Raw genomic sequence first — 26,483 nt, 5'->3', positions numbered from 1 at the left:
GTTCAATCTACGTCGCGCGCCGCGGACTCGCAAGCGCGACTAACCGCCCGATTGGCCGGTGGTCATCATCGTGCGCGTGGCGGCCAGTGCCTGGCGGCTTGGAGCGTGGTTCGGATCGACTTTCAGTGCCGCGTCAAAAGCCGCGATGGCTTCGACGTAGCGATGCTGCGTCGCGTAGATCGTGCCGAGGTTGTAATGCGACAGCACATGGCGCGGGTCGATGGCGATCGCCGCTTGAAGCATCGCGATGGCGTCGTCGATTCGGCCGGCGTCTTTCAGCAGCACGCCCAAGTTGCACCGCGCGTCCGCGTGCTTCGCATCCAGCGCAACAACGCGGCGATAGTCTTCCATCGCAGCGTCGCGGCGGCCGCCGCGCGCGCGCGCGACCGCGCGGCTGTACAGGATGGCGGCGTCGTCGGGCGACTGACGGAGCAGCTCAGCGAACTGCGCCTCGCTCTCGTCGAGTTTGCCGATCGCGCCCAGCGCCGAGGCGAGATTCGCGCGCGCGTCGCGATGGTCCGGATCGATGGCGAGGCAGGCGCGATACGGCTCGATGGACTCGGCCGCGCGGCCCAGCACCTGCAAGGTGCGCGCGAGATTGAAATGAGGCAGCGGCTCGGAACCGTTCGCGGCGATGGCCCTCTTAAACGCGTCGAGGGCTTCGTCGTGGCGGCCGACGCGGACCAGCGCCTCGCCGAGGTTGGTCAGCACCTGGTAATCGCCGGGCTTGTCGCGCAGCGCCCGTCGATAGGTCTCAATGGCTTCGGGGACGCGGCCCATCTCGACGAGGCTGCGTGCCAGGTGTTTGTAGGCATCGTGATAATGCGGGGCAACTTCAAACGCGCGTTCGCAGGCCGCCAGCGCCGCCGCCGGATCGCCACGTTGGAGATGCACCTCACTCAAGTTGGCCCATGCGCGCGGATTGCGCGGGCGATAGGCCAACACCTTCTCCCACATCACTTTCGCATCGTGATAATCACGGTTGCGCGCGACCGTCCGCGCCGTGAGCGCGAGGATCGCGACTACGGCGAACGAGAGGCCGACCGTTTTCGCTTGCGCCGCCGGCAATCGCCGCAGCCAACCGGCGCACACCGCGACCGCTGCCATCACCAGCCCCGCGAGCGGCACATACATGCGATGCTCGAAAATCGGATCGGCGATGGGGATGAAGGTGGAAGTCGGCGCAAGCACGGCAAAGACCCAGAAGCACCAGTAGCCGATTCGCGGCCGACGGGCCAGCAACCAGAAAGTCCCCGCGAGCAGGAGCGCGATGACCGCGCCCTGGGCGAGGGCCTCGCCGCGTGAGTCGATGGGCGGCGCCCAGTAGTCGAGGCAGAGCGTTGCGGGCCAGAAGGACAGTCGCAGGTAGAGGAGCACGGCGTTGAACTGCATCAGCATGTAGGTGACGGGCGTCATTTCCGTCAGACCGAATCCGGCGGAGTCGGAACGCGGCGCGCCGGCGACGATGACGCCGAGAATGACCCAGGTGCCGAAGAGCGCGGCATAGAAGCCCTTGCGCCGGGCGAAGACTTCACGCCACGTTAAAGACACAAAAACGCGATCGTAGAGCGCGACGAGGATCGGCGCGGTCGCCATGACCTCCTTGCTGGCCATGCCCAATGCGCACGCGAGAACCGCCGCAAGCTGCCAGCCGATCGGACGGGGAGAGGTCATGGCGCGGATGGCGAAGTAAAGCGTGGCGAGATAAAACAGCCCCATGATCGCCTCGGCCCGCTGGATGATGTAAGTGATGCTCTCGGTCTGGAGCGGATGAACAAGCCAGATCATCGACACAACGCCGGCCAGAATCGCGGCCCGCGCGTCGCCGTTCGACGAGCGCGGCGTATCAGCCATCGCGTGTTTGGGCAGTCGTTTTGACTGTTCGAGGGTTTGACTGTTCGACGCTTTCCCGTCGTGCCTCACGAACAGCGGGCTGCTTTCGCCGCGCCGGAATGTCTCAAGCGCCACGCCATACAGCGCCAGCCCCGCCAGCAGATGCACGATCAGATTGAACAGGTGATAGCCCCACGGATTCAGCCCGCCCAGCGCGTAGTTCACCGCGAGGCTTAGCGCCACGATCGGCCTGCCCGACACGCTCGATTGCGCGGGAGCGGACATGGCGTCGGTCAGCGGCCAAAGCGATTTGATGTACCGGTTTCGCACGATGGCGTGGTCATCGTCGAAGAGGAACACGCCGGCGAAGCTGTTCCAATAGGCGGCGATGCCGACGGCGAGAACCAGCAGCGGCATCCATCGCGCGGCGCGCGAGGCCCTGCGCGGTGTTTCGGCGATGGGAGCGGGTGGAGGTGGTCCGGGTGAGCGCGGTGGCATGCGCGAGCATTCTATCGCAAGTCAGAAGCAGGGTGGGCTGTGCCCAGTCTGCAACGGAATCCAGTGCCGGGGCCATCGGATACAATCCGAACCATGCGTGAACAGGAGCTACCATGACATTCGATTCAGCGAATCAAATCACCAGCGATCCATCCCCCGTTCGCATCGCGGCTGCATTCTTTCTTATCGCGTTCGCCGCGACGGCGCCCGGTTTCGCCGAATCGCCGCGCGAACGAACTCCGCGCTACGACCTCTCGAAAGACCGCGTGCTCTACTGCATCGGCTACGCGCACCTTGACACACAATGGCGCTGGGATTTCTGCCAGACGATTGACCATTACATCCGCGACACCCTGGAGGGGAACTTCAAACTCATCGAGAAATACCCGGAGTACGTCTTCAATTTTACCGGCAGCGTCCGCTACGAAATGATGAAGGAATACTACCCGGAGCATTACGAAAAACTGAAAAAGTACATCGCCGCCGGGCGCTGGTTCGTCAGCGGGTCGTCGGTCGACGAGGGCGACGTGAACGCGCCGTCGGCCGAGGCGATCATCCGGCAGGTGCTTTACGGCAATCTGTATTTCCGGCGCGAGTTCGGCAAGGAGAGCGTTGATTTCATGCTGCCGGACTGCTTCGGTTTCCCCGCGTCGCTGCCGTCGATCTGGGCGCACTGCGGGCTGATCGGCTTCTCCACGCAGAAGCTGACCTGGGGGTCGGCGGTCGGGATTCCGTTCAAAATCGGCGTGTGGGAGGGGCCGGACGGGCGCGGGGTGATCGCGGCGCTGGACCCGGGACCGTATGTCGGGGCGATCGTGGGGCCGGTGCACGCCAGCGCGGAATGGGCCGAGCGTATCACGACAAACGGCGAAAAATACGGCGTCTGGGCGGATTACCACTATTACGGCATCGGCGACATGGGCGGCGCCCCGCGCGAGGAGGACGTGAAGAACTACACGGCCGCAGCGAAGGCAGACGGGCCGTTCCGCGTGGCGCTGGTCTCGTCAGACCGGATGTATCAGGACATCCCGCCGGCAATGGCGGCGAAGCTGCCGCGCTACAAGGGCGACCTGCTGCTGACGGAGCATTCGGCCGGCACGCTGACGAGCCAGGCTTGCATGAAGCGCTGGAATCGCAAGGGCGAGCTGCTCGCCGACGCGGCCGAGCGGGCGAGCGTCGCGGCGGACTGGCTGGGCGGCGCGCCGTATCCGAAGGAAAAAATCGAGCGGTCGTGGGTGCGGCTGCTGGCGAATCAGATGCACGACATCCTGCCGGGCACGAGCCTGCCGAAGGCGTACACCTATTCGTGGAACGATGAGATCGTGGCGATGAACGGCTTCGCGGCGGCATTGGCGGACGGCGTCGGTGCAGTGTGTCGCACACTTGACACGCGCGGCGAGGGGCAGGCGGTGGTGGTGTTCAATCCGCTGGCGCAGGCGCGGGAGGACGTGGTCGAGGCGAGGCTGACGTACGCGGGCGGCGCGCCGCGCGCCGTGCGCGTGCTTGGTCCCGATGGGCGCGAGGCGCTTTCGCAGGTGCTGTCGCGCGAGGGCGATTCGATCACCGTGGCATTCGTCGCGGCGGTCAAACCGGTATCGTGGACGGTGTTTCATGTGCGCCCGGGCGGGTCGCCCGAAACGTCGCAAACAACAATTGGCACGGACGCCGACGGCGCGCTGAAAATCTCGGAGGATACACTGGAGAATCAGTGGTATCGCGTATCGCTGAACGCCGACGGCGACGTGTCGAGCATCGTGGACAAGGCGCAGGGCGGGCGCGAGTTGCTGGCCGCGCCGGCGAAGCTGGTCTTCACGCATGAGAAGCCGAAGAACTGGCCCGCGTGGAACATGGACTGGCGCGACCGCCAGAAGCCGCCGATCGACGCGGTGAAAGGGCCGGCCAAGGTGCGCATCGTCGAGCGCGGCCCGGCGCGCGTGGCGCTGGAGATGGTGCGTGAAGCGCGCGGATCGATCTTCACGCAGCAGATTCGCCTGTCCGCCGGTGAAGCGGGCCGCCGCGTGGAGTTCAAGACGCACATCGACTGGCAGTCGGCGCAGGTCGCGCTGCGGGCGTCGTTTCCGCTGACGGCGTCGAACCCGAAGGCGACGTACAACTGGGGCATGGGCACAATCGACCGCGCCAACAACGAGCCGACGAAGTACGAAGTGCCGTCGCATGAGTGGTTTGATCTGACGGACAAGTCCGGCAATTTCGGCGTCAGCGTGCTGGAGGATTGCAAGTTCGGCTCCGACAAACCGAGCGACAGCGAAGTGCGGCTGACATTGCTCTACACGCCCGGCGTGCGCAGCGGCTATCTCGATCAGCACAGCCAGGACTGGGGTGTTCACGACATGATGTACGCGCTCTATTCGCACGCCGGCGACTGGCGCGAGGGCCGCAGCGAGTGGCAGGGGCGGCGGCTGAATCAACCGCTCGTTGCGTTCACCGCGCCGCGGCACGCGGGGGCGCTGGGCAAGTCGTTTTCGCTGCTGAACGTCAACACGGAGCAGGTCGATGTCCGTGCGGTGAAGCGATCCGAAGAGGGCGAATGGGTCATCGTGCGCTTGCAGGAGTTGTGGGGCCGCGCGGCGAAGGGCGTGACGGTGAGGTTCGCCGGGCCGATTGTCTCGGCGCACGAGGTGGACGGGCAGGAGCGGCGCATCGGCGAGGCGAAGCTCGTCGCCGGCGCACTGTTGCTCGATATGACGCCATACAGCCCGCGCAGTTTCGCGGTGCGGCTCGGCCCGGCGCCGATGCAGTTGATGCCGCCGCGAAGCACGCCGATCCGATTGGAGTATGACGCCGACGTGATGAGCAGTGATTCCAATCGTGCCGATGGCGCGATGGACGCCGAGGGGCGGACGTATCCGGCGGAGCAAGTGCCCGCGAAGCTCGTGGTCGACGGCATCGCGTTCCAGCTTGGCTCCGGTCGCGCCGGTGAGAAGAACGCAATGGCTTGCAACGGTCAGGAGATTCGACTCTCCGGCGGGGGAGCGAATCGGTTGTACCTGCTTGCCGCGGCGAGTGAAGAGTGTGTCGGCGAATTCGCTGTGGACGGCCGCAACACGAAGATTCCCATTCAAAGCTGGACGGGCTTCGTCGGGCAGTTTGATGATCGCACCTGGGATCGGCCGTTCAACGCGGTGGACTTCGTTTGCGAGGGCCGCGTCACCGGTCTGACACCGGGCTACATCCGGCGCGATGCCATCGCGTGGTTCGCCACGCATCGGCATCATCCGACGAAAGGCAACGAAGCTTATCAATTCAGCTACATGTACCAATATCGGCTCGATGTGCCTGAATCGGCGAAGCGGCTCAAGCTGCCGAAGGATGAGCGGATCAAGGTCTTTGCCATCACGGCGGCGACCAATGAGAACGATGCGGCGCAGCCCGCCGGCCCGCTGTATGACGATTTCACCGGCCGCGGGCCGATGGATTTTCGTTACCAGTATCCGCCGCCGGTGGACGAAGGGCAGGAGCCGATCGCGCGGGTGCGCAGCGAACGGGCCGAATCGTTCGCGGCGCTCAAGCTGCCACAGCCGACAAATGACGACTATGCAGACGCCTCGCGCGGAAAAGTGACTTTTCGCTATTTTGGCGGCGAGGGCGAGTTCGTGCCGCATCGCCAGTCCGGCGCGGAGGGCGACAGGCTCCCGCGGCTGAACGACGGCGAGTTGCCTCGGAACCATGACGATACGCAGCGTAACGTCTGGTACGACAGCGAGGGACGGTTCCATGCCGATCTCGGCGCGAGCGTGAAGCTCCGCGCGGTGCGAAGTTACTCGTGGCATCGCGACCGCCGCGCGCCGCAGGTCTACACGCTGTGGGGTTCGAACGAACCGACGATGCCCGACGCCGGTTTCACGTCGGCCCGTGATACGAAATGGAAGCTCCTCGCCCGGGTGGACACAACGAAGCTCGGCGACGGCGGCGTGCATGCCGTCGAGGTTGTCGCGGAGAACGATGGATCGAGCGGCGGAGACGACGCGAACGCGGCGCGCCGGGAAACCCGCGAGATCGGCGTGTACCGTTACCTGCTGTTCATCACGCCGAGTCAGGGGACATTCTTCTCCGAGGTGGACGTGGATGTCGCCGAGTAAGCGGGCCATTTCAATTCCGCTCGCGGCGTTGGCCGCGGCGATCGTCGGCGCAAACGCATGGACTGCTGGCGTGGTCGCGCATCCGATCGCGGTGGCGCGTGGCGTGGCGGTCATCGGCGGCTCGCGAGTGCGCATCACGCTTCAGGAAGCGGGCGAATCGTTGATCCATGAAATGCCCGCAGCCCATGCGAGCAGCGATTGGTCGGCTTCGGAGATTCAGCGCGCCTTCGCGCGGCGTGCGGGCAACATGGTCCGCCGACTGGAGGTGAGGGATGAAACCGGGCGGCTGCTGATCGGTCGACTGACGCAGGCAAGACTCGAACCAGCCCTCGCGGACGCGGCCGATCCGACCTCATCGCGATCCGAAGAGCGCGTTCAGCGCGATCAGCGCGTTGCCGCATTCAGCCCGCCCGCGTCCGATCGCGGCTTGGCGTACGCCTGGGGCGGCGTGCGCGCCCTGTATGAGCTGGAGTACGTGGCGGAGCGGCCGCTGGAACACGTGACGTTTCGCCAGGCGCCGCCGGAGGATGCCATCATTCCGACACAACTGGCCCTGCGCATCCGGGAGCAGTCGAGCGAGGCCGAGCGTTTCGTGCGGCTGACCAGCGCGGGCAACGCCGAGACGCTGGACCTTTGGCCGCGGTCGCAAGCCGCGTCACAGGGTGCGGCGGACAACGTCGCTCGACCGATGGCCGGCGATTGTTTGGCGTCAATGATGCGGCATCGGTTTCAGAGCGTTCAGGCGGTGGTCCGTCGCGAGCCGGATCGCGTGCTCGTGGAGGCCTATCTCCCGCTCGCGCTGCTGGAGACCTGGCGGCCCATTGACCGGAAGCAGGCTGATTTTGTGACGCCGGTTGAACAGCGCTCCGCGTGCGAAGCGGCGGTCCGCTTGTTGCGAGAGAACATTTCACTCACTGGTACGTCGCCCGAGGCAGAAGCGATCCATCCGGCCGTGCTGTCATCAATCGTGCTGGGGCCGGATCAGGCGTATTTGAATGATGGGGCAACTCGACCGGGGGACCGGGCGCTGGGGGCATGGTCCGCGCGGGTGGCGGTGCGGTTGGAATTCGTCGTGCCGCCGCCGACTGAATCGACGTTCAAGCTCGACTGGCGGCTGTTCAATCCAGCCGTGCTGACGGCGGATTTGTTAATCATCAACGGGCCGATCGCCTCTGACGGGTCTGAAGCGAGGGAGCACCAGGTGACGACGTACAATCCGACAATCGTGTTGAATATGCCCGTTGCGCGCTCACGCCCATAACCGAACGCGCGAGCGGTCGAGCATGATCTACTGGGAATTGAGCCGAGGGCGCAAGTCATCACGCGGCGCTTGCGCGTCTCTCGCAAATGCCGTGAACAACCCCAGCCAGAGCAGCGCGTTCGCAACAAGCATGGCCGGCACGGTCCACCGGGGGCCGAGCGATGCCGGATGCATGGATGCGAGGCGCTCGCGCGCGAGATCGCCCCACGGCGCGCCGGTGTAGCGCGGGACCATCTCGCCGAGGATGCCCCACGTTTCGGCGGAACCGTGCAGCACGATCAGCCCGCCGCCGAGGATCATGAGCACCGCGCGGCGGTTTCGCGCGGCCGCGCCCTGGTAATACAGGCACAGCAGCCACGGGAACGACACCGCCGCATACCATACATTTGTGGTGATGCTGCCCCACGCCTGTCGCGAACTCACCATGTGCCACGCAAGCCCCATCGCAAACAACGCCCCCAGCAGCGCCGACGCCCGGCCTGCGCCGTCGCGCGAGAAGCAGGTTGGCTGCCCGCTTCGTCGCCAGCGAATGGCCGCCGCCACGGCCAGCCCCGCCCCGATCAACAGGAACACTTGATACACCCACGTGATCGCGCCGGAGGTTTTCACGTAACTCCAGCCGCCGGTGAACAGCGACTGCCGCAGGTACTTCCTCGCCAGTTCGCCGAGCCAGTCCAGCGCGAGTGCTTGTCGGAGGAGCGCGCTCGTGCCGACGCCGTGCCGCGCGTTTTCGACTGATTCCTGCATGGGTGTGAGCAGGCCGTGCCGGCGAAGGTTTTCCATAAAATAGTCACTAGTCAATAATATTGCGACCGACAGGATCAGCAGCAACGACGCGGCGGTTTGCGCCCCGCGCCATCGTCCCCGCCGCCACCGATCCAGCCACACGAGTACTACAAACGGCGCCAGCAGCAGGTTGTATACCTTCGCCAGAATCGACAGCCCCAGCGCCAGCCCGAGGATCAACCCGTGCCGCCGCCAGCGCTCGATGCGAAACTCCAGAACCATCACGACCACCAACGTGCCCAGCAGTACCGCCAGCGGATCGCTCGCCACGCGCGCGCAGTTGAAAAGCAACAGTGGCTGCGTCGCGACGGCCAGCAGGATCAGGCATCGTGCCGGCCCGGCGGCAACCAGACTCGGTAACGACAAGCCGAACAGCAGCAGCGCCGCCGCGCCGCACGCCACGCCGAGCCATCGCGCTCGCGCGATCGCGTGACCGATGCGGTCGGGATCGAGCTGCCCGCGAAACAGCGGCGCGATGAGCTGGTAATACAGCGGCGGATGCTGGGCCTGATATAGCGGAATGTCCGGCGCGGTCGCGCGAACCTCGATCGAGCCGCCGGCCGCGAGCCGCTCCCAGTATGCGTGATACTCCATTGCGCCGATCGCGCCGATCTGATCGACGGCCAGTTTCGGCTGCGGGAATCGCACCAGCGCCGGATAGAGCGCGCGCGGGACCGGCGATTCGCCGAGTACCGGCGGCGCGCCGTGCTCGATCCAGTGCGCCACGTACGCGATGTGCTGGTATTCGTCCCACCCTTCATACGGCGGCATCACGGAGAGGAGGAACACTGCCCGCGTCAGAAACAACGCGATCATGAGCGCGCAGAACCGGTTCCAGTTGCCCAGCCATGTCAGAAGTCGCGTCACGCGCCTGTTCATCCGGTCAGCGGAGTCTGCGAACCGGAGGCCGGGGCGTCAAGCCGCGTTTGACGCCGATGGGCGATGCGATGAATAATCCGGGGCGAATCGCAATACCTTCTTGGGATTGCCGCCCCTCGGGAGCCGCCATGTCCATCGTCACCCTGCCACGGACCGTTCGAACTTTCGCACGGCTTCGCGTTATTGCGCAGGTGCTCTCCCGGCACGGCTTCGGGCATTTTGTCGACCGCCTGCAACTGGGCCAGTACGTTCCGTCGTTCCTTCGATTCAAGCGCGGCGGCGACGCGGAAGAGAGCGAGGCCGACCCGATCGCCACGATCGGCGAGCGGCTCGTGAAGGTGTGCGAGGAACTTGGCCCGACATTTGTCAAACTCGGGCAGATCGGCTCCACGCGGCCCGACCTGCTGCCGGGGCAGATCGTCGCGGCCCTGGAGCGCTTGCAGGACGACGTGCAGCCTTTCCCGGTCGATGAAGCGCGGAAGATTTTCGAGGCCAACACCGGACTCTCCCTCCAGAAGGCATTTCGATCCTTCGAAGAGCGGCCGTTCGCCAGCGGCTCGATCGGCCAGGTGCACCGCGCGACGACGCAGGACGGTCAGGAAGTGGTGGTCAAGATTCGCCGGCCGGGCATCGAACAGGTCGTGCAGTTGGACATTTATGTGCTTCGATGGATGGCCGAACGGGCCGAGGCGCTCTTTCCCGAGCTGCGGCCGTATCACCCGCGCATGCTGGTGGACGAGTTCGCGCAGACGATCCAGAAGGAGCTGGATTTTGTCAACGAGGCGTCGGCCACGTCGCGGTTCTACGAGGCCTTCAAGGACGACGAACACATCCGCACGCCGCTGGTGCGCTGGGACCTGACGGGCACCGAAGTGCTGACGATGGAATTCATGGAAGGGCTTCACCTGCGCGATGCCCTGGGCACGCACCGCGCGCAGTGCGATCCGAAGACACTGGCCCATCGGCTGGCCGAAAGCTTCATGAAGCAGTTCTTCGAGATGGGGCTGTTTCACGCCGACCCGCACCCGGGGAATCTGCTGGTCTGCCCGCCGGACAAGTTGATCTTGTTTGATTTCGGCATGGTCGGTGTCATCGACGACGAGCTGATGGGCCGGCTGGTCATCGGGATCGTCGCGATGGTCAAGCGCGAGATCGACGTGCTGATCGAGGTGCTGGCCGATCTGGGCGCGCTGGGCCGCTCGACGGATCGCGAGATGCTTGCGCGCGATCTGCGCGACATGCTCGACAAGTACTACGGCCTGCCGCTGCGGCGGCTGGAAGTGCCCACGATTTTCCGCGAGCTGCTGGAGACGATGCGCCGATCCGACGTGACGCTTCCGCGCAACTTCGTCGCGATGTTCAAATCGCTGGCGACCGTCTCGGCCGTCGTGATGCAGCTTGATCCCGATTTGAACCTGCTCGAACTGCTCCAGCCGCGGATCAACACGCTGCTGCGCGAACGCTTTCACCCTCGTCGGCTCTCGCGCCTCTTCGGCATTTCGGCCTGGCATCTTGCCAGCGTGTTACGGGACGCACCCCGCCTGCTGCGCGACACCCTGCGCGGTATCGGACGCGGCCAGTTTCAAATCAACATCCGCCACGAGAATCTCGATCACCTTGCCAGCGAGCTGGATCGTTCCAGCAACCGGCTGGCCTTCTCGGTGCTCGTGGCCTCGACGATCATCGGCAGCACCATGCTGCTCTCGATGAACGCCGACGTGCTGCTGTTCGGCAGCCTGCCGATTCGATACCTGGGATTCGTCGGCTACGCGCTGACGTTTGTCATGTCGGCGTGGCTGCTGATCGCGATCCTGCGCAGCGGCCGACTGTCGTGAGGCAGTGGTTAGCAGTCGGCAGCAGGCGGGCAGCGGTCGGTTCTTCAGCCGGCGGGATTGCCCGCCGCACAACGGCAAATCGCAATGCAATGCGCTTCGGGGGAAGCGTTCATGCCGCCATCAACCCAAACGAGCCATCCGCCGCACCGCTCCGACGTGCCAATCGGCGATGATGCGATCGTGACAATCGAAACCTATCGTGAACCGCGCGAAAGGCATCCCTTCCGGCCGGCTTCCTCGGGTCGCGTCGGCTCTTTGCGAAGTGCCGCGGCGTCACCGTTTCGGCGTTTTAAGCTCTCCCGGATGGACTCCCTCGCGGCAGCCGTGCTGTGTGTCGCCGCCCTGGCGATTCGCTCGCCGCTCATCCTTCGCGGTGAGACGCTGCTGCACTCCGATGAAGCCATCGTCGGGCTGATGGCGCAGGACATCGCCGAGGGGACGCGCTTCCCGCTTTATTTCTACGGCCAGCGCTACATGGGCGCCCTGGAGGCCTACGTCGTCGCGGCGTTGCTGCCGTTCTTTGCCAAACCGATTCACGCGCTGCGGGCAGCACCGGCGATTTTTTTCGCGGCGATGGTCGGTGTGCAGTACCTGATGCTCACGCGCTGGCTGGGCCGTCGCGCGGGATTCGTCGGCGCGGCGGTGTTGCTGTGCGGTCCGCCGATGTTCGCGCAGTGGACGATCTCCGCGCGCGGGGCGTACGTGGAGAACCTGCTCTGGGGGACGTTGATACTCTGGGCGTATGCGGAGTGGTTCGCCTGTCCATCTTCGAGGAGCAATCATGCATCTCCGCGGATCCGCGCTGCCGTGACAAAGGCGTCGCTTGTTCGGATGACCCGTCGGCAATTCGTCTTCGGCGCGCTGGTCGGCTCGGGACTGTGGCTCAACCCATCGGTTGTTTTTTTCCTCGCTCCAGTTCTCGTGCATTACCTGCTCGGTTCGCCGCTGCGGATGCTTCGCGACGCCACGCCGCGCGCGGCCGCCTGGACCGTGATCGACCGCCTCGGTGTCACGGCCTTGACCGTTGTTGTCGTGGCGTTGTTGTTGTTGGTCACCACCGCATGGTCCGTACAAGTCGATGAGTCCGGCGTGAAGTCGGCACTGTTGCTCGGGCTGATTCCCCGACCGGCCGCGGCAGTCGTACTGGGCGTTGTCGGCGTGGTTGCAGCATGGCGAGGGCGGCTTGTAGCGTCTGCGCGAGCGATGATACCGCGATGCGGCCCGCTGCTGCTGGGTGCGGTGGTCGGTTCGGCGCCGGCCATCGCGTACGTCGTCCTGGCGATGCTGCGCGGCCGGGGTCTGGAACCGACGCTGCCACTGGGCTTGCGACCTCCGTGGGCGATCGGCGATACACTCGTATATTTACTATGCGGCGCGCCGGTCTTCTTCGGGGCCGATCCGCAGCCGTTCCTGCGGCTCGTGACCGTCGGGCAGGATGCCTCGCTTGCGCCGCTGGACATCGCCTGGGGCGGGCTGGTCGGCGGCGCGAACTGCATCGTGGCCGGCGCGGCGATGACGGCCGGCGCAGTGCTGCTGCTGACGTCGGGGCCGCGCCTCGGGCGATTGCTTCGCATGACGCCCGGTGTGCACCATCCGGTGGCGCTGCTGGCGCTCGGCGCGATGGGTTGCATCGGACTGTACCTGTTCGGCGGATGCAGTTTCAACTTCACGACGATCCGCTACTGGCTGCCGATCTGGGTGTTTCTGCCCGGCTTATCGGCGTGCGTCTTTATCAATCGCAGATTGCCCGCCGCCGGTCGCGCGGCGGTAGTCGCACTCTGCGTGGCCTGGATGGTTGGACAGGCAGCCCTCGTTCAGCAGGTCGGCGCGCCGCACCCGATGCAACGCGTGGCCGATGCACTGGTCGAACACGACGTGAAGCAGGTCTGGGCCGAACCGCTGGATGCCCATGTGCTGACGTATCTCACGGGTCAGCACTGCCGGGTCGCCGAGTACCGTGCGTTCTGGTCGAGGCTCGATCACCTGATCGGGTCGCAATCGGATCCGCAAGGCATGACGCAGTACCTCGTACGGCCCGACGAGCCGGACCGCGAGTGGGACTGGATTCACGGCGGCTTCCCCGGCTGGTCACCGCCGGAGACCAAGCGCAGACTCTGGCCCGACCTCCGCCGCAGAGCGACCCTCGAACCGTCGGAAGTCATTGCCTCGCAATCGCTTCCTGACGGCTACACGCTGTGTACCCTGGCGCGACCGCTCCTGAACCGCTGACGACTCGGGTGCGAAATTCCTTGGTACTTTCCATCATCCCTTGCTTAGAATACTCAATAGGACCGACGTCTCGGAGTGCCCGACAGGCTGGATTTCGCGCGCCGAGGACGAACAGGTCAAAACTTCTTGCGGCTGGAGGCGTGGTGCGATGTTGCACAAGTACCGAGTGACGTTCTGGACGGTCGGGTTGTCGTTGATCGTGGGCTTGGCGGCGTGGTCGTCCGCCGGCCGCGTGCAGGCCGGTCCGACGTGCGAACAGTTTGTCCAGACCGGGCCCGACGAGGGTGGGAAGAAATCGACTTCGAAGAAGAAGGCCAAGCCGAAGAAGTCGGACGACGAGATGCCGCGCGTGCGCTGGGGCCAGAAGCGCAACGAGACCGATGCCGAGTACGACAAGCGCTACGAACGTCTGCTCAAGCGCATCAAGCAGGACAAGCGTGGCGACTCCAGCGACGGCACCTTCATGAAGGGCCAGGAAGAAGTCCGCCTCTGGACGTACATGGGCCACCCCTTCATTGTCCGCACCGACATCAGCAAGGAGTTCACGGCGGATACCGCGATGTACATGGAGATGCTCCATCGCGAGTATGGCCGGGCCTATTCGAAGCTGCTGGGCGGTGTTCCGGCGGACGTGCGCGAGAAGATCGAAGTCATCGTCTTCGCCGATCGCGAGACTTACATGCAGAACGGGGGCACGCCGGGCAGCGGCGGTTTCTTCATGTCGTTCGGGCATCTGGTGGGCGATCGGGGGCCGCACTGGCCGGCCCGGCGCTATCGCTTGCAGCAATTCACCGACGGGGTGACCGATTTTCGCAAGTGGGAAAAAGGCACGCTGAAGCACGAAGCGGCCCACATGGAATTGCAGCTTCGCCTGGGGAATACGCTCTATCCCGGTGCGAACATCGGCGTGCCGGTGGATTGCCCGCGCTGGTGGAACGAAGGCCACGCGGCGGTGTTCGAGTACTGGGATTTTGACAAGACGGTGGAGGAGAACTTCGCGGAGATTCCCAATCGCGGGCGCTACGCGCCGGTCATTCGCCGCATCGTCGGCACGCCCAAGTGGAAGGATTTCAACTACGTCTGGACGATCGACCCCGAGAGCTGGCACAAAGACATGACCAGCGAGCAGGGCTTCCTGAACTATGCGCAGGCGTGGTCGTTGGCCGCCTACATGATGGGCGGCGGGCGCCAGGGCTGGAAGGATTTCCGCGCGGTGTTTGACCTGTCCAAGCGCGTCGGCTCCGACCGCCAGACGACATACATGGGCGACCGCACGCGCGCGTGGGAGGAAAAGTTCCCCGCCGAGGCCAAGGAGACGCTGGAAAAAAACTGGACGAAATGGGTGCAGGAGAACATCTCGCGCGACAAGTCGGTGCCGGATGAAGAGTATTATTTGAAACGCGGCGGCTACAACCCCGACGTGAAAGACAAGCTTCAGCGCTACTCCAGTACGGAAATTGAAAACCTGCGCAAGTGGATTCGGGAAGAAGAAGAGCGCCGCAAGAAATCCAAGCAAATCGAGCGGTAGTCGCCGATGAAATGTTTCACTCAAAGTGAGACCGTTCGCCTTTGAGAATTAAGGATGGTTTGGGCTGCCGGTCAGGGCAGCAGGCGTTGGCGGAGGTTCAGGTTCTCCTGCTTTCGCAGTTGTCTGGCCGTGGTCAGTTTCCGGCGGCGCTCGGCCAGCAGCGCCTCCGGGTTTCCTCGATAATAATCCACACCGGCCGCAGGAAGTTCAAACTGCTGTGCAGCCGATCATGGTTGTAGTGGTCGATCACGCCGGCGATGCCGCCTGTGGCGACGGCGAAGTCTCTCACAAAATACCGTCCCGAGATTCCAGTTGAACTGTGAGCCAAGGCAACTGCTGCTCAAAGAGGTTTTGGGATAGGTTCCAGAATGTCCCCTTTAAGCCTCCCAAATTACTGCGATTTACGCGCCGAGGTATCTCCTCAACACACGTCCGCGATGCTAACAGAGTTGATCTCTGAAAGTCAATACTCTTTTTTCAGAAAATGAAATAAATCTGCGCGGAGTGACACATTCTGTCACAATCCCGATCATCGGCATCCGGAAGGATGCAGCCTACGTCGATTTATCGCTTGGCTGCCCGGCCCGATCTCTAGTTCGGGCCGGCGCGGAAGATGCGCGCGCTGGTGCCATTCGCGGCGACCTTCAACACCGCGCGGCGGTGGCAGTTCGGGCACTTGGCCACGTAGCGCGTTTCATTCGGCCGACGATATACACGAATGTAGTGACCGCAGCATGCGAAATGGATGCCGATCCATGGACGCGAAGCCGCCGCGGCCGATTCCTGCGCAGGAACCACGCCGGCAACCAAGCCGGACGGCGGCGCGGGGACGAATCGCTCGGGGGCGTATTCGCCGTCGGGGGCCGAGATGATATCGAGGTAATCACCCGTTGGGTCAGGCATAGGGTAGGTATCGGCCGATTCCGGGCGCGAGTTGTCCGATGTGGCGGGCACTGGGGAGCGTTCCCTAAGTCGCGCAAAGTTTGCGGGGACCTGGCAGCGACCAAACTTCCAACTGGTTGTGTCGTGCCGAGCGATACTTAGAACCGATTTCTAAACTCCTCTCCCCCTTGGGAGCTGCAGAGGCTCTCACCTCCAGGCCCGGACTTAGAACCGATTTCTAAACTCCTCTCCCCCTTGGGGGGAGAGGTCGGGTGAGGGGGAACTGTGGTTCAAACGAAATGATTCGCCCTCACCTCAACCCTCTCCCTGAAAGGGAAAGGGTGTTTTGAAACAGCTTGCAGTCGTGATTGCGTCTCGATCCGAGCTGCGAAGGATGACCCGCAGCCGCGGGTCTGGGAGCGGCTTCTTGACGTCGGCGCAGTCGAACCCGCCCCCCACGGTGGATATTCAACTTGCTGACGCGCGCGAGTTGACCCAAACGATTCCATTACCCCGGATGGAAACCGATGCCACCGGGCCGTACCATTTCCGGCATGAGCACGAATTCAAACGGCGGCGGGGTGCAGTTGGCGGGGTCGATCCTGTCGGGCGATCTGCTGGATCTGGGCGGGGCGATTCGGCTGTGCGAGCAGGCCGGTGCGGACCTGATCCAACTCGACGTGTGCGACGGACATTTCGTGCCGACGATCAGCTTTGGCGAGGCCATGGTGAAACGGACGTGCGAGGCGACGAAGCTGCCGGTGGAGGTTCACCTGATGGTGAGCCGGCCGGACGACTGGTTGAGCCGCATGGCGGGGCTGGGCCAGTTTCGGATGATCTTTCACCTGGAGGCGAGCACGCGGGCGATGGGGGTGATCCAGGGGATCGAGCGCGGCGGGTGGGAGCCGGGTGTGGCGATCAACCCGGAGACGCCGGCGAGCGCGCTGGAGCCGGTGCTGCCGTACCTCGACAACGTGTGCGTGATGGGGATCGCGCCGGGGTTCGCGGGTCAGGCGATGCTTGAATATACGTTTGTCAAGATATCCGACATCCGGCGGTTGATTGAAAAGACGGGGTCGAAGGCGACGATCACGGTCGATGGCGGCGTGAAGGCGACCAACGCCCGGCGGCTGGTGGAGGCGGGTGCGGATATCCTGGTGGTGTCGTCGGGGATGTTCCAGCATCCGCGTCCGCCGGAGAGCTTGAAGGAGATCCGGTCGGCGGTGCGAGGGTGAATGGCGAAGTAATGGAGAATGTAGAATTGAGATTGTTGAATGGGCCGTCGCTGGTAAGCACCTGATTACGCGGCGGACCGTTGCCGAAGTGGATCGGCTGACGGCTCAAGTAAACGTAGGGTGCGTCCTCGACGCACCGGATTAGCTAAGGGCTTGGAGCTACCAACTGATGGCTATATCAGACTGGCTCGCGGCTCAAGGCTGTTTGGGACTGGCTCACAGCCAATGGCTAGAAGCTAATCGCTGAAGCATGGAGAGGTGGCCGAGTGGCTGAAGGCGGCGGTCTTGAAAACCGCAGTACGGGAAACCGTACCGGGGGTTCGAATCCCTCCCTCTCCGTTATAGCAACAAGGTTGCGAACCGCAAACTATAACTCGTTATTGGGAATGAATTTACGTAAAATGCTCATCATGGGCAATTCACGAGAGCCTGACACTCACCGCAACTCGAAGCGAAGGTCGCGCAATCTCCTGAAGCCACGTGACTTGTGGGACTTTTTCAATTCTTGACCGTCGGTCTGCCCTCAAACTGCCCTCAATACGGCGATTCGCGGACTATCCCAAAGGCACAACACACTATTGTTCTGCTAATCGGGATGAAATCGCGATGTTATGTCATTCCATTAATTGAGGAGACCCAGTCTCAGCGGACGGCTGATCATCATGGATTCCAAGGGTGCGACCTTCGAGGCATTCGTAGCACCGCATTATGAGCGGCTCGCCACTCTCGCGCGCCAATATGTCCGAACGCCTTCGGATTCCAACGACCTAATGCAGGAAACCCTCCTGCGGGCTTGGAGAAGCTTCTCTTCAACTCAGACGTGCGTGTATCAACGTGCATGGCTTGTTGTGATCATGCGGAATGTTGCTGCGGAATGGCATCGATCATCGCAACGACGAATAAGACTCGCCCCGCTCTTCAACACGGACCTGACCGATGTTGCTGGCCCCGCTTCGTCCGAGCCATTCGCGCCCCTTCCAACGATGGACGAAAGCCAGTTCCGTGAGTTTCTCGACGACAGAGTGGCCGCCGCACTTGACACGCTTGAGCCGCCTTATCGCGAGGTCGTCGTACTTTCCGTGGCGGGTGGCCTCAATTACCGGGAGATCGGCGACGTTCTCGAATGTCCCATTGGTACTGTCATGTCGCGTATGGCACGCGCTCGCAGAGCACTTCGGGAGCAACTGGCCGATTATGCGGCGACTCAGAGCCAAGAAAGGGGAGGGCACTAATGAACTGTGGCGAAGTGCGTGAATTGCTTTTTACGTTTCTCGACAACGAGTTGGACGCCGCACTCAGCATTGATGTTCAACGCCATTTGGAGCACTGCCCCAATTGCGCGCGTGAAGCGGAGACAGAACGGCTGGTCCAAAGGCGACTCGCTTCCGCGATGGAGCATGATTCCGGGAAATCGCCATCGTTGGATGAGTTGTTACGCACGGTCATGACCATCCCGGCGAACATTCCAGCTCGACGACGCATGTGGGCTTGGATGTCTTTGGGGATCGGTATCGCTGCCGTTATTCTCCTGAGCGTGTTTGCCAATAACTTGTCCGATCCGTCGGATGCCACGTTTCATCAGAGTGCTCTGGTTGATTTACTCGTTACCGACTTTAATCACTTCCTCAGCGAGGGGAGGCTGGTCCAGATTGCATCGGCAGATCGCGGAGAGGTGTCGCAGTGGTTGCGTGGCAAGACCGGCTTAGAAGTATCACTGCCCGCCACGACTGGAGTCCACTGCAAGCTGATCGGTGCTCGCAAGTGCAAACTGAACGGCCAATCTGCTGCATTTGCATCGTACGAAATGGACGCAAATCCCGCGTGTCTCGTCGTATTGGCTGGAGATACAAGCAGTCTCGGCAAAATGGAGCGCGTATCGCATGACGGCCGCACATACTGGGTTGACCGGTGCAAGGGCCATTCCGTCGTAGCCTGCCTGCGCAACAACCTGATCTATGCCGCGGTGTCCCGTACCGAAAAAGACGAGTTGATTCATTTCATGTCCGAGCTGGAGTGACGCGACTTACGTTTGCAGAGACGACAATGGCTGACTCAGAGTATTTTCTCGAAACCTTGATACGCATCAATGGTCCCAAAGAATGGAGATTTCCATGAGCACTCTTTCAATCCCGTTTCACTCTCGCCGCCTCGCGTGCTACTACCGCCCGCTGATTCTGGTCTCCGCTGCCGTCGTCCTGCTTTGCGTGTTCTGGTTCGCGTCGCGTTATCCGCAATTGATAAGCAAATCAAAGCATGTCGGGCAGGCTGTGCCGAGCATGGCCTACAGCCACGAGGTATTGCAAGTCGCCGTGACCGCACCGGCGTGGAAGCGAATTCTCTTCGGTACGGTAAACTGGCTGGACGCCATGAAGATCGGCATGACCTTCGGCGTGTTGTTCGGTGCGCTGCTGCACACGGTGCTGCGATACTACCCGCTGAAAATCGGAAAGAACCTTTATCTAAACTCCCTGAAAGGCGCGCTGGTTGGCGTGCCAGCCGGGGTGTGTGCAAATTGCTCGGTGCCCGTCGCGTGCGGCGTCACTCGCGGGCATGGCCGCGTCGAGGTGGCCCTCGGCTTCCTCTTCAGTTCTCCGAATTTCAACCCGGTCGTGTTGATGATGACGTTCATGGCCTTTCCGCTCGCGATGAGCGTCACGAAATACGCCATCCTGTTGCTGGTCATCGTCGTGTTCGTTCCCGCCGTAATCGCCCGCCTTGAAAGAGACAAGCCGATGAACGCCTTTACTCCCGACGTTGAAGGGGCGGCCTGTGGGCTCGTGCCTCCACCAACGGCGGATTGCACGGAACCAATCTGGCTCGTGTTCAAGGAGCTGGCGGCAGACTATGGCAAGCATGTGTGGATGCTGGTCAAGCCGACGATCACGCTGATGCTACTTGCGAGCATCGTGTCCTCGGTGGTCTTGACTCTCGTTCCCTGGACCACGCTGCTGTCCGAGGTGACCCCGCTCCGCGCTGCACTGGTCAGCCTAATCTCTGTGTTCATGCCAGTTCCGATTGCACTGGATGTCATGTTTGCGGCCCAGCTTCAACATCAGGGCGTACCGTCCGGCTACGTCATGCTCTTCGCTATGACACTTGGGACGTACAGCATTATTCCGAGCATCTATTTGTGGCGCGAGGTCTCGCGAAAGCTGGCGGTGATCCTGTTTGGGTTCTTCCTGGTGGTCGGCCTCGCCGCGGCGCTCATCTTCTAAGTTATATCTTCAATGACAGTCGGACGCGCGCCACAATGATTACATGTGCGCAACTGCCCTCAAACGCATTGCGAGACGGTGGGACAGCGCGAGCTGAATAATTCGTTGTAATACAAAAAACAGGCATTCTCGGGAGGCAGATCAATGAGTTGGATTCGAACCATCGCAGACGAAGACGCAACGGGGCTGCTCGCGAGCATCTACGACGAGAGCAAAGCCAAGTTCGGACGCGTTATCAATCTTGTACGGATACAAAGCCTGCGGCCAGAAACGATGACACTAGGGAGAAAGTTCTATCGACATCTAATGGAAAGCCCAGGCAAGCTTTCACGGCTCCAGCGAGTCTTGATAGCGACGGTCGTCTCGCGCACCAACGGCTGCCATTACTGAATTGAAAGCCATGAAGGCGATCTCCGGTCGGAGATCAAGGACGAAACGAAAGTTCAGGCAATTCAGGCCGACCATAATCGGGTCGATCTCGAACCTGCGACAAGGGCGTTACTCGACTTCGCGGTTAAGATGACAACGCAGCCAATGTGCTTGCGACGCGGCGATGTCGAGAGGTACGGGCCGCTGGTTTCGACGATGAGACCATTCTCGACGCCGTACAGACGATTGGGTATTTCAACTACAGCAACCGCGTCATGGATGCTCTTGGCGTCCAACCTGAACCTGAGATGCGATATCGGCCACAAGAGTAAACCAATGGTGCCGCAGTTTTCGAAGCCGGAGGCTGGCCGCTGGCCCGCCAAGAACTGTTGTCCTTCTGGTGATACGTCCACGTAGGCCGGCGACTCTGCCCTGCAGCCAATGCCGCGGGTGACCCAAGAGCGGGGCTAGCCGTTAGTGGGAGTTGGAAAGTCAGAAATAGCGATGTGAGCGACTTGACAAAGCTCGTCTATATGGTATAATTGCCATAGAGCCATGATTACCAAGCCCCGACATTCTCGTCAGCGGTATGAAGCCCGTGCCCGGATCGCCAAGGCGCTCGCCCATCCGAGCCGACTCATGATCCTTGAAGCACTGGAGGGCCGCGAGATTTGCGTATGCGACCTCACGGAACTTGTCGGGGCGGATCAATCGACGGTTTCCAAGCACCTTGCCATTCTCAAGCAGGCGGGCCTGGTGGAAGACCGCAAGGAAGGCGTCATGGCGTATTACCGTGTCAAGGTCTGTTGCCTGAGCGGCTTCTGGAAGTGCCTGGAAACGGTGTTGAGCGAGAATTTGAAGGCTCAGCAGGCGGTGCTGCGATGATCGAACAAGAGTCCTCTTTTTTTTCCATATTCATGGCGAAATTGCCATTATGGCATGAATGTTGCGGGTGGGTTCCTTATGAAGGATGAGAGACCGCAATGTCCAAACAACTGAAGATTCTTGCCGCGTTCGTGACCGTCTTTCTGGTCGCCTATTTCCTGCCGCTGGCCAATCCCAAGATCAGCGCCGCCATCCTGGAGGCGTTCAAGCTGCTGCAGTGGTACGCGCGAAACCACGTCTTGGCCTGTGTCCTACCGGCACTGTTCATCGCCGGCGGGATCATGACGTTCTTATCGCAGGCGTCCGTGATGCGTTATCTCGGTCCAAAATCCAATAAGCTTGCGGCCTACGCGGTGGCCTCGGTGGCCGGCACGGTGCTGGCCGTCTGCTCGTGCAGCGTGTTGCCGATGTTCGCCGGCATCTACAAGCTCGGCGCGGGGCTCGGTCCGGCCTCCGCGTTTCTCTACTCAGGTCCGGCGATCAACATTCTGGCGATCTTCCTTACGGCCCGCGTGCTCGGTTTCGACATCGGTCTGTGGCGAGCCCTGGGTGCGATTGGATTTGCCTTTTTGGTCGGCCTCGGAATGGCCGGGATCTTCGGCCGTGAGGAGCGAGTGAAGGCGGAAGCGGCGATGCTGATGCCCGATCCGCCCGCACCGCGCCGCAGGCTGTGGCAAAACGCAATGTTGCTGGGAGGCATGATCGCCTTCCTCGTCTTCTCTGACTGGTTCAACCCCGGCGATGCGATCATCAAGCGGACCAACGGCACAGCGATCCGCGGCGTCGTGCTTCAGGAGATGCACGATGAGGTCATGATTCAAGTCCAGGAGTCGGTTGGCGGCGTTCGCGCCGGCGAGCGGCTGACACTACCCAAGAGCGAAATTGTCGCCATCCAAGAAGCCCGGAGCTGGGTGATGGATGTGTATCACCTCCGCTGGTACATCGCGGGCTTGATGGGTCTGGCAGTCGTCGTGATGAGTTGGCGCTGGGTGGACCGCGAGGAATTCGGCACGTGGATGCACAACACGTGGGATTTCACCAAGCTGCTCATTCCCTTGCTGTTCGGCGGCGTCTTTGTGGTCGGCTTCATTTCCGCGCTCCTGCCCGACAAGCAAATCGGTCAACTGGTCGGTGACAGCAGCCTGCGAGCCAATTTCGTGGCGTCGCTGGTTGGAGCGCTCTTCTATTTCGCGACGCTGACGGAAGTGCCCATCACGCAAGCGCTGATGGAACACGGCATGGCCCGCGGCCCGGCGCTGGCACTGTTGCTCGCAGGGCCGGCGCTGTCGCTGCCGAACATGCTGGTGCTCATCAAGGTCATGGGCGTGAAGAAAACCGCCGCATTCAGTCTGCTGATTGTCGTCATGGCGACGATCACGGGATTGCTCTTCGGCCATTTCAGATAGGAGCGCATCATGAAAATCGAAATTCTGGGAACGGGTTGTGCCAAGTGCAACATGCTCGAAGCGGCTACCAAATCGGCCGCCGACAAGCTCGGGCTCGACTACGAAATCGAGCACATCAAGGACATCAACGAGTTCATGAAACGCGGTGTGATGTTTACGCCGGCCCTGGCCATCGATGGCAAGGTGGTCGCGGCGGGTAGGGTCCCCCCCGAGGCAGAGATCACGCGGCTGCTCACTAGCGTCATGGCGCAGCGCTGACCGGGAGGAGCACCGATGAATCGTAATCTGCTGACGAGTTTGCTGGTGACGGGCGGTGTGGTCGCCTTGGTCATTGTCGTGGCCACGGTGCGCGAATCTCGCGAATCGCCGGAGCCGCAGAAAACACGCGGAGCGGCGTTGGAGTCTCCACGAGTGTCATCGGCGCGCGCATTACCGCGCATGGTCGATCTCGGCGCGGACAAGTGCATTCCTTGCAAGAAGATGGCGCCGATTCTCGCGGAATTGAAAACCGAATACGCAGGCAAGGCCACCGTCGAGTTCATCGACGTCTGGAAGAACCCGAAGGCCGGCGAGCCCTACGACATCCGCATCATCCAGACGCAGATTTTCTTTGACCGAGAAGGCAAGGAGGTCTGGCGACATGAGGGGTTCCTGCCCAAGGATGAGATCATCACCAAGTTGAAGGAGCTGGGAGCCGTGTAATGCTCGAACAGCTTTCCGAAAACCTGGCGAATATCGTGCAGAACAACCCCTGGTTGGCGCCCGCGGCCGCGTTTGCCGGCGGACTCTTAACCGCTGCGAATCCCTGTGTTCTTGCGATGGTGCCGCTGATGATCGGATACGTTGCGGGACAGGAGAATCACAACATCGGCCGATCGTTCCTGCTCTCACTGACGTTCAGCATTGGTCTGACCATGATGTTCGCGGTCCTGTTCCTGGCGACGTGGGCCGCCAGCTCGGTGTTGAAGGCAAGTTGGTGGACGTACGTCGCCGCCGGCGTGTGTCTGCTCATGGGTTTGCATCTGGTGGGCTTGCTGCGATTCCACATCCCGGCGCCGGCTGGAATGCAACCGAAACAGAAGGGCTTCATTGGCGCGCTGCTGTTGGGGCTGCTCTTCGGCCTCGTGTCGATGCCGTGCGCCGGCCCGGTCTTGCTCGCGTTGCTCTCGATCATGCCGCTCAAGGGTGCGGCCTTTGGTGCAATCCTGCTGGTTGCATACAGTCTGGGCCATTGTGGACTTGTGCTGGCTGGCGGAACCTCGATTGGATTGGTTCAACGACTGGCAGACTCTCGCGGTTGGAATCGTGGCGCGGACGTGCTCCGCAGGTTCGCAGGCTTGCTGATTCTGATTGTGGGTGTCTATCTTCTGTTTGCATGAGGTGAATAGATCATGGCTGAAATCAGTGTACGACGACGTCCGTGGTCAATTCGACGCTACCTGCGGGTCTGCGCGTGGCCGCCGAGTTCGTTCAGCCTGCCGCGACGGGCCTTCCAGCCTGCGGCGGATAAACAGCATCGCCGCCAGGGCCGTGAAGCCGAAGATGCCCAGCCGGGTGGGACTCACCAGAAAAATCGCAATCAGGAAATCCATCGTGTCCGTTCAGACCGGCCCTGTTTATGCCGTCACCGGCTCGCAGGTCCACGCGGCCCCGGCGGCGATGAGTGACTCGGGCCGCGGGCGGCGCGTCACCGGTCCGTGGGCATCGTCGTCGGCGTACCACTGATCTAGCATGGCGTGCCAGCCGTCGGCGTTCGCGACGGCGAGGAAGGCACGTTTTACTTCGGCATGGCACGGGTGCAGTTCGCTGTACCGCACGCCGAACTTCCGCAGGAGCGGCGCGGCCAGTTTCACACCGTAGTGTTCTACCATCAGGGCGTAATGGCGTTGCAGGGCGGCGCGTTGTTGCAAGATCGTCGGCGGCGGCGGCAGGTCGCGCCCGGCTACCAGCGCTCGCACTTCGTTGAATATGAACGGGTTACCGATCGCGCCGCGGGCAATGGAGCAGCCGTCGACGCCTGTCTCCTCCAACATGCGAACGCAATCGGCGGCGCTGAACAAATCACCGCTGCCCAGAATCGTCCGATCGCCGACGTGCCGCTTGACGCGCGAGAGAAACGCCCAGTTGCTCGGCCCGACGTAGCGCTGCCGGACCGTCCGGCCGTGAACCGTGACCGCGGCGAGGCCGATCTCAAACGCCGCGTCCAGCACGGCGAAGAAGTTCCGCTCGCTCTCCGCCGAGTCGTCCATGCCGCGGCGCATCTTCACCGTGACGGGCACGCGACCGCCGACGGCGTCGTAAACGCGACGCAGGATGTCGATGGCCGTATCCGGCACCGACAGCAGAAACCCGCCGCGACAACGGCCCAGCACCTTTTTCACCGGGCAGCCGAAGTTAAGGTCAATCACGTCGTAACCGATCTCGACAAGGACGTGGGCGGCCTGTGCGAACTGCTCCGGCTCGCTGCCCATGAGTTGCCCGGCGACGGGGTGATCGGACAGCGGGATGGCCAGCATTCGGCGCATCTTCTTGCCGCCGGTGTTCACGAGCTTGTCGAGCACGACTTCGTTGAGCGTGTAGGGGCAGCCGTACTCGCGCGCGAGGCGGCGCATGGGCGCGTCGCTGTAGCCGGACAGCGCGGCCTGCACAAAGGGAGCGTCAAGCGTGATAGGGCCGATTCGCAGCATGGCAGCCGGCAAAGTTTATTTTTTCGTTGCCTTGGTAACAAACTCGATGATGGCATCCATGATTTCGCCACTGCGGCGGTAGTCGGGCGCAAACAGGTTCGTGCCGTGGCGCTCGCGCCCGCCTGGGAACATGCCGCCCACGGCCTTGTCGCCGGATGCCTGAATGAGTTTCGTGACGGCGGCGTACTCGCCCTCGGGCGCAATCAGCAGTGCATCGCGCGGCATGAGCTTCTTGATGTGCGCGACGGAATCGACGCCGAAGTAGTTCGTGCCGGGCGACAGGCACACCACCGCTTTCACATCTTTGTCCTTCGCGCCATACTGAATCGAAATGCTGCATCCGATGCTCGCGCCGATGCAGACCAGGCGCGTCGTGTCGCATTCCGGCCGTGCGGTCAGCCACTTCTTGGCGGCCTCGCAATCCTTCCAGGCATCGGCGAAGAGGGATTCGTCGCGGTCGGCGTACTGGCGGGCGAGCTTGCTGTCGGCCCCGCCGCTGCTGCCGCCCTTGCCGCGAATGTCGTAGGCCAATACGGCGAACCCGGCATCGTGCAGCTTCGGCACGAGCGGCGCCCAGCTTGTGCGGTCGGCGGGGTACATGTGAATGAGGATGGCGACGGGGTGCTTTGCCACGTTCCTGGCATCGGCGGACGCGACAGGCTTCTCGCCGGTCTTGTCGTCCGCTTTCGCATCGCCGGACTTAAGCTCCGCCGAATTGTCGGCCGGCTTGGGCGCGTAGTAGTCCGCCTCAATCGTGATCCCGTCGGAGGTCTTGAACGAGACGGTTTGCGGTTTCGGTGTGTCGCCGGTCAGCAACAGGCAGATCGTGAATGCGAGCGTGGCGAGGGGCATGGC

Annotated in this window: 21 protein-coding genes and 1 tRNA gene; 16 read left to right on the top strand and 6 right to left on the bottom strand. The window is 62.5% G+C overall.

Going from position 1 to position 26,483, the window contains the following annotated elements; all coding sequences use genetic code 11:
* Positions 1 to 39 precede the first annotated feature (39 nt).
* Positions 40 to 2,331 (bottom strand): tetratricopeptide repeat protein, encoded by a 2,292-nt coding sequence (locus HRU71_12375; protein QOJ04231.1) that lies wholly within the window; start codon positions 2,329 to 2,331, stop codon positions 40 to 42.
* 113 nt (positions 2,332 to 2,444) lie between these two features.
* Here HRU71_12375 and HRU71_12370 point away from each other — a divergent pair, with 113 nt between their 5' ends.
* Together HRU71_12370 and HRU71_12365 are read left to right on the top strand one after the other, a co-directional pair.
* Positions 2,445 to 6,431, top strand: coding sequence for an alpha-mannosidase (locus HRU71_12370; GenBank protein QOJ04230.1), 3,987 nt, complete (start codon positions 2,445 to 2,447; stop codon positions 6,429 to 6,431).
* Positions 6,418 to 7,692 (top strand): hypothetical protein, encoded by a 1,275-nt coding sequence (locus tag HRU71_12365; GenBank protein ID QOJ04229.1) that lies wholly within the window; start codon positions 6,418 to 6,420, stop codon positions 7,690 to 7,692. Before HRU71_12370 ends, HRU71_12365 begins: the two co-directional genes overlap by 14 nt.
* 27 nt (positions 7,693 to 7,719) lie before the next feature.
* Here the strand turns inward: HRU71_12365 and HRU71_12360 are convergent, their stop codons facing one another.
* Positions 7,720 to 9,345: a DUF2142 domain-containing protein gene (locus HRU71_12360; protein ID QOJ04228.1), complete on the bottom strand. Its 1,626-nt coding sequence runs from the start codon at positions 9,343 to 9,345 to the stop codon at positions 7,720 to 7,722.
* A 140-nt stretch (positions 9,346 to 9,485) separates the two neighbouring features.
* On the opposite strand from HRU71_12360, the gene HRU71_12355 reads away from it, so the two are divergent.
* The 3 genes from HRU71_12355 to HRU71_12345 all read left to right on the top strand — a co-directional run bounded on the left by HRU71_12355 (position 9,486) and on the right by HRU71_12345 (position 14,949).
* Complete coding sequence (locus tag HRU71_12355) at positions 9,486 to 11,192, top strand: AarF/ABC1/UbiB kinase family protein (protein ID QOJ04227.1); 1,707 nt, start codon at positions 9,486 to 9,488, stop codon at positions 11,190 to 11,192.
* Positions 11,193 to 11,495: 303 nt separating this feature from the next.
* Complete coding sequence (locus HRU71_12350) at positions 11,496 to 13,421, top strand: hypothetical protein (GenBank protein ID QOJ04226.1); 1,926 nt, start codon at positions 11,496 to 11,498, stop codon at positions 13,419 to 13,421.
* Between the two features lie 148 nt (positions 13,422 to 13,569).
* Entirely contained in the window at positions 13,570 to 14,949 is a 1,380-nt protein-coding gene (locus tag HRU71_12345; protein ID QOJ04225.1) for a hypothetical protein, read from the top strand.
* 591 nt (positions 14,950 to 15,540) lie between these two features.
* Here HRU71_12345 and HRU71_12340 read toward each other — a convergent pair.
* Positions 15,541 to 15,852: a hypothetical protein gene (locus tag HRU71_12340; GenBank protein ID QOJ04224.1), complete on the bottom strand. Its 312-nt coding sequence runs from the start codon at positions 15,850 to 15,852 to the stop codon at positions 15,541 to 15,543.
* Between the two features lie 533 nt (positions 15,853 to 16,385).
* On the opposite strand from HRU71_12340, the gene HRU71_12335 reads away from it, so the two are divergent.
* From HRU71_12335 to HRU71_12285, 11 genes are all read left to right on the top strand, one after another.
* Entirely contained in the window at positions 16,386 to 17,066 is a 681-nt protein-coding gene (locus HRU71_12335) for a ribulose-phosphate 3-epimerase (protein QOJ04223.1), read from the top strand.
* A gap of 252 nt (positions 17,067 to 17,318) precedes the next feature.
* Positions 17,319 to 17,405 (top strand) — tRNA-Ser (locus HRU71_12330).
* Positions 17,406 to 17,728: 323 nt separating this feature from the next.
* Entirely contained in the window at positions 17,729 to 18,298 is a 570-nt protein-coding gene (locus HRU71_12325) for an RNA polymerase sigma factor (GenBank protein QOJ04222.1), read from the top strand.
* Positions 18,298 to 19,083: a zf-HC2 domain-containing protein gene (locus HRU71_12320; GenBank protein QOJ04221.1), complete on the top strand. Its 786-nt coding sequence runs from the start codon at positions 18,298 to 18,300 to the stop codon at positions 19,081 to 19,083. The genes HRU71_12325 and HRU71_12320 overlap by 1 nt, the downstream gene beginning before the upstream one ends.
* A gap of 94 nt (positions 19,084 to 19,177) precedes the next feature.
* Positions 19,178 to 20,281 carry a permease gene (locus HRU71_12315; protein QOJ04220.1) on the top strand — a complete coding sequence of 368 codons (1,104 nt, stop codon included), beginning with the start codon at positions 19,178 to 19,180 and terminating at the stop codon, positions 20,279 to 20,281.
* A gap of 144 nt (positions 20,282 to 20,425) precedes the next feature.
* Positions 20,426 to 20,671 (top strand): carboxymuconolactone decarboxylase family protein, encoded by a 246-nt coding sequence (locus tag HRU71_12310; GenBank protein ID QOJ04219.1) that lies wholly within the window; start codon positions 20,426 to 20,428, stop codon positions 20,669 to 20,671.
* Between the two features lie 534 nt (positions 20,672 to 21,205).
* Positions 21,206 to 21,535: a winged helix-turn-helix transcriptional regulator gene (locus HRU71_12305; GenBank protein ID QOJ04218.1), complete on the top strand. Its 330-nt coding sequence runs from the start codon at positions 21,206 to 21,208 to the stop codon at positions 21,533 to 21,535.
* 98 nt (positions 21,536 to 21,633) lie between these two features.
* Complete coding sequence (locus HRU71_12300) at positions 21,634 to 22,941, top strand: permease (protein ID QOJ04217.1); 1,308 nt, start codon at positions 21,634 to 21,636, stop codon at positions 22,939 to 22,941.
* 9 nt (positions 22,942 to 22,950) lie between these two features.
* Positions 22,951 to 23,199: a TM0996/MTH895 family glutaredoxin-like protein gene (locus HRU71_12295; protein QOJ04216.1), complete on the top strand. Its 249-nt coding sequence runs from the start codon at positions 22,951 to 22,953 to the stop codon at positions 23,197 to 23,199.
* Positions 23,200 to 23,214: 15 nt separating this feature from the next.
* Positions 23,215 to 23,643, top strand: a complete 429-nt coding sequence (locus tag HRU71_12290; GenBank protein QOJ04215.1) for a thioredoxin family protein — start codon at positions 23,215 to 23,217, stop codon at positions 23,641 to 23,643.
* The gene (locus HRU71_12285; GenBank protein ID QOJ04214.1) at positions 23,643 to 24,320 is read left to right on the top strand and encodes a cytochrome c biogenesis protein CcdA; all 678 of its coding nucleotides are present in this window, start codon (positions 23,643 to 23,645) and stop codon (positions 24,318 to 24,320) included. The genes HRU71_12290 and HRU71_12285 overlap by 1 nt, the downstream gene beginning before the upstream one ends.
* Positions 24,321 to 24,365: 45 nt before the next feature.
* Here HRU71_12285 and HRU71_12280 read toward each other — a convergent pair whose 3' ends face one another.
* Genes HRU71_12280 through HRU71_12270 form a run of 3 tightly spaced genes read right to left on the bottom strand, consistent with a single transcriptional unit; the run spans position 24,366 to position 26,480 of the window.
* Positions 24,366 to 24,533 carry a hypothetical protein gene (locus tag HRU71_12280; protein QOJ04213.1) on the bottom strand — a complete coding sequence of 56 codons (168 nt, stop codon included), beginning with the start codon at positions 24,531 to 24,533 and terminating at the stop codon, positions 24,366 to 24,368.
* Between the two features lie 24 nt (positions 24,534 to 24,557).
* Positions 24,558 to 25,628, bottom strand: coding sequence for a tRNA-dihydrouridine synthase (locus HRU71_12275; protein QOJ05006.1), 1,071 nt, complete (start codon positions 25,626 to 25,628; stop codon positions 24,558 to 24,560).
* Positions 25,629 to 25,643: 15 nt separating this feature from the next.
* Complete coding sequence (locus HRU71_12270) at positions 25,644 to 26,480, bottom strand: alpha/beta fold hydrolase (protein QOJ04212.1); 837 nt, start codon at positions 26,478 to 26,480, stop codon at positions 25,644 to 25,646.
* Between the last annotated feature and the right edge of the window lie 3 nt (positions 26,481 to 26,483).

The organism is Planctomycetia bacterium (genome assembly GCA_015200345.1).
Lineage (GTDB): Bacteria > Planctomycetota > Phycisphaerae > UBA1845 > UTPLA1 > PLA3.
Note: the sequence above shows the minus strand (reverse complement) of the source record. Positions and strands in the feature narration are given on the sequence as shown.